This is a genomic window from Psychrobacter sp. PSi21, from assembly GCF_054960615.1.
In genome coordinates, this window is sequence record NZ_JBHNYR010000006.1 from 142511 (window position 1) to 155100 (window position 12590).

The following is a 12590-nucleotide window of genomic DNA, read 5'->3' on the forward strand; positions in this document are numbered from 1 at the left end:
TCTACGCTCCACGGTCGCTCATACACACCTTAATCTTCTTCAAATATTTTATTAAGGCGATTGAGACAGCTGACGATTAGCTTGCCCGTTTGTTCAGTATTGCTATCGAGTATCAGCTTTTCATCCATACGTGTGGTCAGCGGCGCGAGCGCTTGCTCCAAAGCGCTGGCGATGATGGCGGTTTGCTGGTTGGTATCCATAGCGGCTGTCTCATTGGCAGATGGATTGACGTCTACCGAGGCGTCACGCGTTTGCTGCGTCGCCAACTGCTCGATGGCGCTGACCAGTTTGAGCATCAACTGCTTTTGTATATTGCGGTTTTGCTCCACTTGCTGGCTACCCTGCTGCTGCTCATGCTGATACAGCTCGCTCAGTTTATTCATGCTCTGCACGAAGCCATTATCGATACTTTGACTGACCACTTTGGCGTTATTGATTAGGCTATCCGCCAGCAGTTGCTGCGCCGCCAGTTGCGACTCTTTTTGGGCGTCGAGTTGGGCGATAAATGCGGCTTGAGCCGTATCCTCGGTTTGCGGTGCTTGGCTTGGCGGCTGGCTAAGATAGCTTTCGACCTGCTGACCGATGGTTTTAAAGCCAATCGCCATATCCGCCAGCTGAGCGACGATACGCGCGCCAGTGTCGCCATCGTCACCGCCCATGGCCTTGTTACGCAAGAAATCGGCTTTGATTTGCGCCCAGCGCTCGGCTTCATCAGCGTCTAGCGTATCACGCATCTCACCCAGCTTGAGTAGGTTGCTCTCCGCGCCCGTGGTGAGCAGCTGCGACTCGCCCAGATAGTGATCGTCGATCAGTTGATCCAGCTCTGTATCATTCATGACGGCCGATAGCTTCTCGGTCATTTTATTCATGTTGCGATAGCTGCCTTGGAGTTTAAATACTGGCTCGACGCGGTATTTGTCATCTTGCGAGGCTGAGGCGATATAGGCCTGATTGACGTCCAGTACCACTTGCTGCACGCTAAACATATGACGCAAGACGGCAAGGATTTCATTGATCTCTGAGGTGCTATAAGGATGGCTCAGCTCACTGCTTTGCGCTTGTAGTAGCGCGGCACTGTTGGCAGTGTCAGCATCAATGGCTTTCGCCATTTTGATAAAGCGGTGCACGTCGGTCAGGTCACGGTTGGCCAGCGGCGCTAAGATGGCGTTAGAGGTTAAGGCGTTTTCGATATAACTTAAGGCAAAGATATCTTCCATGCCGCTCATGATGTCGCCGAGGTTGTAGATGTCAGCTCGGTTGGCGAGCATGTCTGGCACTTTAAAGGCTTCGCCGCTTTCGGTATACGGGTTACCCGCCATGACCACACAAAACTTTTTGCCACGCATGTCATAAGTCTTGGTTTTACCCTGCCAGACGCCATCGATACGGCGCGTACCATCGCCGAGCGAGATGAATTTTTGTAAAAATTCGGCATGGGTATGCTGAATATCATCGAGATACAGCATGACGTTGCTGCCCATCTCAAAAGCGAGGTTGATCTTATTGAGCTCTTCTCTTGCCGTGGCATTAGGCGCTTTTTCTGGGTCTAAAGAGGTGACATCATGACCAAGCGATGGGCAGTTGATCTTCATAAAAATCAAACCCAAGCGATTGGCGACATACTCCATTAAGGTGGTCTTACCATAACCTGGTGGGGAGATCATCATTAAGATGCCCATCAAATCGGTACGCTTGTCATCACCGACCGTACCCATCTGTTTGGCGAGGTTGTCACCAATCAGCGGCAGATAGCTCTCGTTAATCAGGCGGTTACGCACAAAAGACGACAGCGGACGCGGCATAAACTCGTCGAGCCTGAGCGTCTCGCGCGCGTCATGTAGCATCTCAGAGCGCATGGTCAGATAGCGCTTGTAGGCAGGGATGATGCGGCTTTGATGATAATGCAGGCGGCTTAAAAAGTCATCGACGGCAAAGCTTAACGTCTGCTGATGAATACGCTCATGCTCACCAAGCAAATGAGGTACTTGGATTTGTAGCGACACACTGGCGGTATCACGATTAAAGCTGTGAATGGCTGCTGTTGGCTGCGCGCTTATTGAGCGACTAAAGCTGCTGGTAGCCGATGCCGTACCTGTTTCGGGATCTGCTGGTGATGCTTGCTGCGCCTGTAAGCGCGTATGTAGTGCTGCGCGCTGGGTATCGTTCAGTTGCGTGAGCAAAATAGCAATCGCTTCAGGCACATAATGCTGCCCGACAGCCAGCTTTTGGGCACGCTCGGCTTGTTTTTCTGCAAGTGCGGCGCGGGCTGCTTCATTCATCGACTCTTCGGTCGCGGCATCATCAGTATGATGATTGGCATCATGGTGACTGCCATACTTTTGATCGAGCAAGGCAAAGAACCATGTAGAAAGCAAGGCATAGGCAGCTTTTGGCTCAAAGCTCAGCTTGCCAATCGCGCTTTGTAATTGCTCAAGGCTGGCATTATTTTGACCATTATTTAAGGTATTGACCAGCATGTCGCACAGCTTTTGCGCTTGCTGACTGGTTTGCCAGGTGGCATGCTGTTGATCATCGTCATTACCGCGATAGCTGCTCAGACTGCTGCCTATTGCATTGCTGCTGGCAGGCGTTTGTACCGCGATTTGACCCATGACCGTAACCAAGTATTCACTGGCAAGGTCAACGTGGCTGGTCTCAAAAATATCGCTAGGCGCGGTCGCGTTATGGTCACTAGGCTGAGCAGCGTTATTTGACGTGTCCGCATAGGCGCTCACAAAATCGCGCATGACGCGGCGCATATCATCAACGAGCAAGGTTTTGGCGGTATCACTGCCCAAACTGCGGCGCAGCTGCTCAGCGGTGATGGCGCGATCACGCCAGTTACCGATAGCCGTTAGCGTTTGGGCATCAAGCCAGCTGTCATAACCAAACGGCAACAGTGCTGGCAGACCAAGCGTCTGTACCAGAGTCAGCTGCCAATAAAACAGCTGCGCCAGTGCCCGTACTGGCGGCGTATAGATCAATAAACCTGCACCGCGCAGTGTCGGCAAGATGTGCAGTAGCAACAGCGTGGCATCATGGTCGTGGATGCCTTTTTCAAAGCCCAGCTGATAGCGCGGCGCAGCGTAGGCCTTGACCAGACTTGCCAGCGGACTGTTACTGGCCAGCGTGCTTTGCTCGGCATTGGTGCCATGCATGACGATACTGTCATCATAGGCTTGATATAAGCGCGCCTCAGTGAGGCCGTCTTGGTTATTTTTGGCGCTTTCGATGATGCTATAGGCCAGATACTCGGCGCGGTAGACGGTATCAGACTCAGACGCCATGTTCATGTCCCAATAAGGACGTAGCGCGTTTAACTCAGGATCGTCCAGCGTTTCATAGTAGTCGGTGCCTGTTAAATGCAGATTCAGCACGCGCTTGCCATCAGATTGCTGACGGCTCAGCAAGGTCAAATCTAGCGGCTGGGTGTTAACCGAAAAGCGATGTTTGCCAAGTTTGATGACCTGACCGCCCGATTCAAAGAGGTCTGATTTGTCTTTTAGGCTCTTATAGCTTTCAATTTGGATGGCTTTGAGGCGCGCGTCGATATCGTCAGCTTTGACGCTAAAGCCCATCTCTTGCAAGTCTTTGGCGATGCGGCGTACTTTTTGTACCAGACCATCTGAGGCAAAGTAAGTATTGAGCGCTTCATCATCACTAAAACCAGTCACCCCTGTACTTTGCGTGCGCTTTTTGATGCTCTCTAGCATTCGGGTTGCCGCGTCGCCTAAGTTTTGCGCTTTACGGTTGCGCGCATCTAGCAGCTGCTGCTTGTGGTTTTCAAAAGTGTCGTAAATCTCTTCACGTTTACTGATGATGTCAGATAAAAACTGATCGCCGCTGTTGGTTTCAGGATCGGCAAATTGGCTCTCAAGCTCCTCCAGCTGTACGAGGAGCTTGGCCATTTGCTCATCAGATTTTTCGGGCGTGGTGGCAATCGACAACGCATTGGCAATCGACTGCCCAAATAGGCGAAACTGCGCGCCAAACTGCGCGACGGCCTCGGCAGAGCCGAAGCTTTTGCGCTTGTGACCGAGCTTGGCTTTACTTTGGTTTAAGCGGGCATAGATGCCTGAGATATCATCGATGATTTGGGTGCGTACCGTGGCATCGGCGACATCGAGCGTGCCCAGCATCTCGGTGAGTAGATCCAGACCTTCTGCGGTATTATCAATGTTATCGAGCACAGGTTGCAGCTCGGCACTGGTGTCAGCCGTCTCTATGCGCTCGCTGACGTCCGCTAAGATGTCTTCATATCCTGCCAGTGCGCCCTCGCCGCTCAGATACTGTACGGTTTGCTCGGCAAGCTCTTGCTCGGCGGTGTCCAGCTCTTTGTGCATCGTAGATAGCGCGTTCGTGTCGAGGTAGCGCAGATCCTCTAAGCTGACCAGATGCCCTTTTTGTCGTCTTAGCGCCGCCAGTTGATCGACATAGTCGCTGGCAGAGTCAAAGGTGGTGATTTTGATTTGTCGCAGAATGGCTTTTTGCTTGGTTTCGGCATCAGCAAGTGCGGTTTGGGTTTGTTTTTGGATGCTTTGGACTTTGGCAAACTCATCAATGACCAGCTCAGCAGTGGCGGTCACGTCTTTAATACTGCTCGCCACGTCGTTCAACTCAGGCTCAGACAACCAGTAATAGCTGTCAAACAGACGACTGCTGGTATTGGCCAGCTCTTCATAGAGCTTTTGTGACACGCTTTGGTTGTTGATCAGGCGAGTGATACTGTAGAGGTCAGAAATACCGCGCACCAGCTCTTTGTTGCCGATTTTGCCATAAAAGCTGGTGCTTTCAGGCAACTCGCTGACATACTCATGCGACGCATAAGGCGTGTGCCATATCTGCATTGGATGAATGCGTGAAGGCTCGCTTTGGGCACTAAACAGCACCAAACGACCACTATCGGCAAGCGCCATACCATTACAATAAATGGGGTTGGCCAGCTGTTTTTTAATGATGTTATATGGAAACAAACCAGTGACACCAAGCGCCACGTCATAGAATAAAAACAAAACGTCTTCGCCATTTGGCGAGACAATTTTACGTTTGAAACGTAAGTCCATATCCTCTTGCTGCTGGTCGCCAAACAGCTTGTGCTCCCCTGTCTGCAAATAATAGCCACCAGGGAAGATAATACCGTGATCCTCAGGCAGCTGCACGCAAGATTGCCCGATGGCATCAAGCCTCAGTACCGCCTCGGTTAAGGTGTTGTAGACAAAATAGCGGTACTGCTCCTCACGATACGGCAAAATCTTGAGCAGAATGAGGCTACCCACTTTGGCATAGTCAATTTGCGCATCGGTCAGGGACTGGGTGCGGTCATTGACGGGTTCGCTATAGATACCCAGTCCTGATTGAGTATTGTCCTCAATCTTGATGGTCAAACTGCCACCTACGGTTTCGACGAATATCGTATCTAAGATATTCATATGTGGATATTTGCCGTTGATCATCTGATCGCGGGTGGTCTGTATCCAATCAAAATCATAGGCTGGCGGCAGCTCAATATCACGCTCGCCGCGATTGTCCACATACGCGACCTGCGCCGCCTCTGGCGTGCCCTCGCTAAAGTCTAGAGCAAAGCGAAACACACGAATATCAGTGATGCGCTCACCGATTTGAAAGGCCATGAGCAGCTTGCTGTCTTTGACCCTCAGCTGGATCAGGCGCGTTTGCTTGTAATAGCGGTATAGCTCATTAAAATCTTGGACAAAGGCAGGCTGATCCAAAAAGGTGCCGTGTAAGTCAACTTCTTCGAGTCCATACTCTTCTTCACCGTCTGCAGGTTCGCTCAAGCGATACAGCGACAACACGTCTTTGATACTGCTAGCGCGCTTTAAGCCCATAAAGACATTGTAGCCAAACAGCATATAGTGACCCACTTGCACCATATCTTGCGCCACGCAGTTGTGCTCGGTGCGAATGCGCGTACGAGCAATCACCTGCATTTGGGTACTACCAAACTCCGTCAAACGCGCCTGGTTGAGCGTCGCTGTCTGCTGCTCAAGCCGTCCGCCTTGCTCAGTGAGACGTTTTTTGATCAGCTCATAAGCATTGCCTGCTGCGACTGCTTGATCGGCTTGTCCTGCAAGGTCTTGGCTGTCTGTCGAGTTTTGGTTTTGTGTATCTGCCATTGGTCGTTGTCCACTTATGTTTTTAGGCAATCAGAAATATCAGTCACCGCCAAAGCGCTGATAACCCATATAGGTTAACGGCGAATATTGGCTCATCTAAAGACACGTTAGGCGGCGATGATGCATACAGCATAACGTACATTTAGATGAGCCAGCTGAGGACAGCTGGCGCACGGTCTGATGATTGCAGTTGATCAATGATGCTAGATGACTGATCAATGATGAGGACAGTCATCTGGGTTACTGCTTGGCTTACGCATTACCATCATGGTTGGTATTGCTGTCAGCTGGTTTGTTGGCTCTCATCGCTTGACTGGCCATGACGGTGTTCATGATACCGCTTAGCGTATCAGACTTGCCTGCAAGACCATCAATGGCTTTGCCGATTGACAAAGATTTGGCAAAGTTATCAAAGAAGTGCGCTTCACCGCCAACAATATCGATTTTGGCTTTTTGTAGCGCCACAGACAAGACTTCGGCGTTTTCTTTGGCGATTTCTTTACCTGCATCAATTGATGCCAAGGCTTCTTGCAAGGCTGTTTCGAGGCTCATACGGAACTCTTCATGCTCACGTGCCTCTTTGCTCATGCTACCCATGGCATTGAACTTCTCGACCAAGCCATCGGCTTCGGCTTTGAAGTGCTCGCGGGTAACTTCGGCTTTAGCCAAGCCCACTTCACGCTCAGCTTGTGCATTTGAATGACCGCGTGCTGCGATGATTTCTGCATCTGCCAGACCAATGTCACGATCGGCTTTTGCTTTAGATTCGCCGCGTGCTGCGATGATGGCAGCATCAGCCATGCCGATTTCGCGTTCCGCTTTGGCTTTGGACTCACCACGAGCGACGATAACCTCAGCATCAGCCATACCAATATCACGATCAGACTGCGCGCGCGCTTGACCGGTGGCTTTGACGACGTTGGCTTTAGAGATGCCTTCTTTTTCAGATGAGGCGGCTTTGGCTTCTTGAATTGCCGCTTCAGCAAAGCCGTGCGCTGATTCTTCTGCTTTGATACCCTCTGCCATTTTGATTTTGGCTTCGGCATCTTTAGCGCTGGCTTCTAGATTGGCATTGGCAAGCGTGGTGATTTCGACCGCTTTGTGCTTGGCTGATAGCTCTTCGGCCTCAGCTTTTTTGACTTGACGTACTTTGAGCTCTTCAGCATCGGCTTCGGCAGCGAGGACGCGGGTTTGCTTAGAACGATCCGCTTCGCTAACCTCGCGTACCTCTTTGATACGCTCTTCTTCTTGCGCCACGGTTTTGTCAACGGCGATACGCTCGCGAATGACATTGGCGATTTCTTTTTTCTCAAGCTCAATCGAGCGCTCAGCTTCGATACGCTGCAAGTCTACTTCACGCTCACGCGAGACGACCTCTAAGTCGCGGGCGCGGGTGACTTTTTCTTGCTCGATGATGACCGCACGCAAGCGGTTTTGCTCTGCCACTTCGATTTCGCGCTGCTGGTTTTCACGCTGAATGGCTAAGTCCTGCTCCACAATAATGATCGCTGTTTCAGACTTTTTGCGCTCTTCTTCTTCAATTTTGCGCGTTTCTGCCGTTTCGCGAGCGATAACGGTTGAGATTTCGCGTTTCTGCTTGGCATTGGCATCGGCTTCTTGACGCTCTAGCTCCAGCATGGCCTCGACGGTCTCGACGTTCTTTTTCTTAACGGCCAACTCTTCGTCACGCTCAAGCTCATTGGTGATGACGTTTTGGGTCGCAGTCAGCTGAGTGATCTTTTTGATACCCTCAGAATCCAAGATGTTGCTAGAATCGAGCGATGACTTGGGCGTTTGCTCCAAGTAGTCAATCGCCACATCTTCTAGCACATAACCGTTTAAGTCATTGCCAATTTCTTGGACGATGCTGTCACGGAACTGACTGCGGTTTTCAAACAGTTTGACAAAGTCAATCTGCTTACCAACGGTTTTGAGCGCTTCTGAGAACTTGGCATTAAACAGCTCATTGACCGCCACCTTGTCTGAGGCGCGATCGACACCAACCGACTTGGCGACTTTGAGTACGTCTTCTTCGGTTTCATTCACCCGTAGGTAGAATGCAACGGTGATGTCAGCACGCATGTTATCAGCACAAATCAAGCCTTCTTTGCCGCGTCTGTCCACCTCTAGGGTGATCAGCGAGATTTTCATCAGCTCTTTTTTGTTGATGACCGGCCAGACAAAACCACCATCAAAGCGTACGGCGATTTTGTTCACGCCGTTAATAATCAGCGCTGTACCCTGCTCAACCTTGATATAAAAGGCTTTGAGCATCAGCAGCGCTGCCATGACAGCGATCACTAACGCTATCAACCCCACAACAATGAAAATAAGTGTTTGCATATCTATTCCTTTAAATTGAACACCAAAATAAGCGTTGCCACGGTTGTGATGGTCATGACTATAGTCTTAGGCGCTGCGGGCTGCCCGTTTGGTATTCAATGTACTGTTAAAAACGATTGAGCTAAAAAGGGAATTATTAAAATTTCAATTAGTGACTGAGAAGATCTTTATCGATCGACACAGATGATTGATCCTGCTCGATTGGCTGTATGCGATAAGCATTAACTTCAGGCATGTATTCGATTAATACCACCTTATCGCCATATTGTAATGGTGCGTTGTGCCACTCATCATCTATACGAACTTTGAGTATCAGTCCCGCGCCGCCATCATTAAGTTCGGCTTCACCATGCATATCGGTCACGCTTAACGTACGCACTATCGCCGTTTTACCAATGTTGCTTGCCGCGTTACGCTTAGGGATATTGGCAATATTTTTGCGAATAGGCGAGATAATCAAACCCGTGAGCCACATAGACACCACCAGCACCAAAATAAGCGCACCTGTACCGAATAGGTAATATAAAAAACCCGTATCCAGCCAGTCATATAAGAAACTGGTATAGAAGTAGCTCAATGTCCAGCCAATGAAGCTGATGAGCGTCAATATGATAATCAGTGGCACACCGTACAAGCCAAACTTAAGCATCAAACCGGTAAAAACACCTGTCGATGCCAAGTCGGCACCATCGCCACCAACGTCGCCCATATCCACACTATCCATATCTGCCATACCCAGCAGCGATATGATCCAATACAAGGTGACAAACATGACCAACGTCGTAAAGACGACAGTGGGGTACGAACTGATCTGGGTGATGTATATTGCAAAAGCCTCTTGCATCAACTATGCGCTCCTCTTAGTCCTTTGATTCACTCACACTGATGGCGCTGCTGTGCATCGCGCCTATCGTTTGTCTCTGGTGAACTTATGTTCTATCATAAATTATTATATATACAATCGGTTACATAATACAGGTTTTGGTATCCCTTATTTTTCTAAAATTTGTCTGGTTTATCATCAGGCTACCGTTACCAAGGCTTGGCGTGCTTAGCGCCGAATTAGAAATAGATAATAATTTTTTTCTTTAGTGATACTGATGAATCAAACCGGTTCGTTTTTAGCGTCCCCATATGGGCGATCTGACCACCCCACCATCTTGGCCACCAATCATATAACTGCCATTACCAGTTAGCGATCGTACCACGAGATAGCTGCCTTTTTGGGGGCTATTTGGTGGATATTGCTGTGGATAGATGGCATAGCTACCGCTAGGTGATAAGCGCGCAGGCTCATCAAGACCTGTCTGCGCCAAGTTGAGCACCGCACCGTCAGCCAAGGTCATGACCGCCGCTTGGCGACCGTTAAGATAGGCCATGCGTGTGCCATCCATACTCAGCTGCGGACTTGCTGCATAACCGCTGGTGGCGATTTGCTGCGTGCGTTTGGAGGCAAGGTCATAGCGATAAATGCGCGGGCGCCCTGTACGCACTTGATCACTAACATAAACAAAGCTCTGTCCATCAGACGCATAACTGGGCTGCACTTCGGTGCTGGGCAAGGTAATCAGCGGCGTGATATGGCCATCATTTAATCGCACTTGATAAATATCGGCATTACCGCCAACTGTCGAGCTATAAAGCACGGTCTGCCCATCTGGTGCAAACGTCGCCGACAGACTGCTGCCTTGAACATCAACCAACAAACGATGGCTTTGATGCTGACGGTCGTATATATATATCTTGGGCGACTCACGCAGCACTTGTTTGCTATAAGCCAAGTATTGACCATCCGCTGACCATGCTGGCGAATAGATATAGCCGTTTAGCTGGACGATCTTTTGACGCTCGCGGCCGTCTGGACGAATGGTGTACAAGGTAGAGATTTTATCAGTGCCCATGCCCTGTTCTTCTACATAAGCGATACGGCCACCACGATCGACGGCTGGCATGGCCGCTGTTAGCGGGTTCATACTGACAGTGCTGCTGCTTTTGCCAGTTGTACCAGATAAAGTGCTACAGGCCGACAACAGACTCAGCGCCGCCAGCAAGGTCAGCACGCGAGCTTGAAGATAGCGCGGTTGTCTGTGGTGGGCGAATGAAGGGCTTACGACTGCGCTAGGGGAGAGATTTGTCATGTGGACTCAGCTTATCGTGATCATAAAAAGAAACGGCGACGCGTAAAAAAGCAACTGACCGTGCAAATACTTATTTATCAACTGCCTACAGTGTAGTCTAACCATACTTATATAGTGATATAAAATTAAAGGATAGCAACCGCTTTGCTGCCCTATCTGTGATAAACAGACCATCGCCCCAATAGCTGATATGCGCCGAGGCATAAAAAACGCTTCACAACATATTGTGAAGCGTTTTTATAGTGCAGCAATTTACGGTGTATTTTAAGACATTTTATTTGGCCACTGCCTTAAAGTGAGCAATGCGGTCGGTACCTGTAATGGTCAAAATCGGTACTTTGTTGGCATTGGTACTGACGCTATACATCCCATCTATCGTGGCCGCGGCGGCAGTGTCAAATTTTGCTTGCGGCGTTGGGCATGCCATTTCGGTGCTGGTGATATTGCCAAGCTGCACCTTGCTATCTTTTACTTGATAGCTGGCGTTGATGTTATTACAGACATTTCTTAGGACAACGCGATCGGTCATAAAATTTAGTATCAGTGGTTTGGTAGCATCAAAGAACAGCGGCGCAATCTGCTCGCCGCTTTGGTATTTGGCGTCCACCAGTTGCCAGTTGTATGCCTGTAGAGCAGCAGCCCTGACAGAGTGATTCGTAGGGGCACTGATACGATGTGTGGTCTGGCAGCCTGTCATCAAAATGCCTGCACTCAAGCTGGTTGCCAGCAGTAATGTGGTGGTGGTTTTCATATAAGCTCCTATATTGTGATGTCATACACTGGTGCAGTGAAACAAAATCAGGGCGCGGTGGGTGCCTGCTACGATTTAGGGCATGTCTTCAATGCACAAGGTAGTCATTTACATGAACGCAGCCGCCGCTTGCCCACTGTATGTGGTTATAAGTTATTTATTATAACGGCGTGAGGTAGGTTGATTGGGCGTGGTTTGTAGCGTTATTTTGTCTCTGTCTTTCGTCGTGCGCCAAATGGCATAGTAACATCAACGGTTTCAATGTCACTGATAAGCACAGCCAAACCGCGTGGCGCACATTTATGCTATAATTGGCGCACATTAACACCATAACGATAAGTACGATGATGATGAAAAAAAAATCCCTAGTCCAGTCTCCAGAAGCCATAGAAAAAATGCGTATTGCAGGCAAACTTGCCAGCGACGTGTTGGTGATGCTTGATGAATACGTCAAAGTTGGCGTCAGCACCGAAGCGCTGAACCAAATTGCCCACGACTATATCGTCAATGAGCAACAAGCCATCCCCGCTCCGCTCAACTACAATGGCTTTCCCAAGTCTATTTGTACCTCAGTCAACCATGTGGTCTGCCACGGTATCCCAACCGACAGCAAGCTACTCAAAGATGGCGACATCATCAATATTGATGTGACCGTGATCAAAGATGGCTACTATGGCGATACCTCAAAAATGTGGATCGTCGGCAACGGCTCTATCATGGCGCAGCGCATCTGCAAAGTGGCACAAGATGCGCTCTATGCTGGTATGCGTGTGGTCAAAGATGGTGCGCGTCTTGGTGATATCGGTGCCGCCATTCAAGAAGTGGTCGAGCCTGAGCGCTTTAGTATCGTGCGCGAGTTTTGCGGTCACGGTATCAGCGATGAGTTCCATCATGAGCCGCAGGTGATGCATTATGGCAAAAAAGGCACTGGCTTTGAGCTAAAAACGGGCATGACCTTTACCATTGAGCCGATGATCAACCAAGGCACATGGCAGACCAAAATCTTGCCTGATGAGTGGACCGCCATTACTAAAGACCGCAAGCTTTCGGCACAGTGGGAGCATACGATGGTGGTCACGGACAATGGCTGTGAAGTCTTTACCACGCGCCCTGAAGAAGACTTGAGTTTTTTGACACAATAGTCTGATAAAGAGATCGCCTAGGCGGTCTTTTTTTTGCGGTTTTTTTACTGGCCGTTGACTTTTGGGTGCTGGCACTTGCGCC

General features: G+C 49.7%; 6 protein-coding genes. 1 reads left to right on the forward strand and 5 read right to left on the reverse strand.

Going from position 1 to position 12590, the window contains the following annotated elements; translation table 11 throughout:
- Nucleotides 1–29: 29 nt before the first annotated feature.
- The 5 genes from ACFI32_RS06065 to ACFI32_RS06085 all read right to left on the reverse strand — a co-directional run bounded on the left by ACFI32_RS06065 (nucleotide 30) and on the right by ACFI32_RS06085 (nucleotide 11366).
- Nucleotides 30–6134 (reverse strand): DNA repair ATPase, encoded by a 6105-nt coding sequence (locus ACFI32_RS06065; RefSeq protein ID WP_462625614.1) that lies wholly within the window; start codon nucleotides 6132–6134, stop codon nucleotides 30–32.
- 252 nt (nucleotides 6135–6386) lie between these two features.
- Entirely contained in the window at nucleotides 6387–8477 is a 2091-nt protein-coding gene (locus ACFI32_RS06070) for a flotillin family protein (protein WP_462625615.1), read from the reverse strand.
- Nucleotides 8478–8625: 148 nt separating this feature from the next.
- The gene (locus tag ACFI32_RS06075) at nucleotides 8626–9321 is read right to left on the reverse strand and encodes an Asp23/Gls24 family envelope stress response protein (RefSeq protein WP_462625616.1); all 696 of its coding nucleotides are present in this window, start codon (nucleotides 9319–9321) and stop codon (nucleotides 8626–8628) included.
- A 277-nt stretch (nucleotides 9322–9598) separates the two neighbouring features.
- The gene (locus ACFI32_RS06080) at nucleotides 9599–10615 is read right to left on the reverse strand and encodes a Xaa-Pro aminopeptidase (RefSeq protein WP_462625617.1); all 1017 of its coding nucleotides are present in this window, start codon (nucleotides 10613–10615) and stop codon (nucleotides 9599–9601) included.
- A gap of 274 nt (nucleotides 10616–10889) precedes the next feature.
- On the reverse strand, nucleotides 10890–11366 hold the full coding sequence (locus ACFI32_RS06085) for an META domain-containing protein (RefSeq protein WP_462625618.1): 477 nt from the start codon (nucleotides 11364–11366) through the stop codon (nucleotides 10890–10892).
- Nucleotides 11367–11713: 347 nt separating this feature from the next.
- Between ACFI32_RS06085 and map the strand changes: the two genes are divergently transcribed.
- Entirely contained in the window at nucleotides 11714–12508 is a 795-nt protein-coding gene (gene map, locus ACFI32_RS06090; RefSeq protein ID WP_462625643.1) for a type I methionyl aminopeptidase, read from the forward strand.
- Nucleotides 12509–12590: the final 82 nt, after the last annotated feature.